Source organism: Paenibacillus sp. sgz302115, from assembly GCF_056120445.1.
Genome location: NZ_JBVYOK010000076.1, coordinates 1 through 329, shown reverse-complemented (window position 1 = coordinate 329; position 329 = coordinate 1). Strand labels below are relative to the sequence as shown.

Genomic DNA, 329 nt, shown 5'->3' with positions numbered 1-329 from the left:
CATGTAAGACCCCTTGAAGACGACGAGGTAGATAGGTTGGAGGTGGAAGCACGGTAACGTGTGGAGCTGACCAATACTAATCGGTCGAGGGCTTATCCAAACAACTATAACGCAGATTTCGTTTCGGATTCAGTTTTCAGGCGATTAAGCCTGAACAATCAATCGCGCACACATTCATCGGCACAGCTGTGAACGACCGAATGTGACGCTCGGCGCTTGTTCCACAAGCGCACGTTTGGTGGCGATAGCGGAGGGGTTCCACGCGTACCCATCCCGAACACGACCGTTAAGCCCTCCAGCGCCGATGGTACTTGGACCGAAGGGTCCTG

General features: G+C 53.8%; 2 rRNA genes. Both read left to right on the top strand.

Annotation, left to right across the window (positions count from 1 at the left end):
• A 23S ribosomal RNA gene (locus AC0LWN_RS32725) occupies positions 1–100 on the top strand; the annotation flags it as partial.
• A 134-nt stretch (positions 101–234) separates the two neighbouring features.
• Positions 235–329 (top strand): 5S ribosomal RNA (rrf, locus tag AC0LWN_RS32720); the annotation flags it as partial.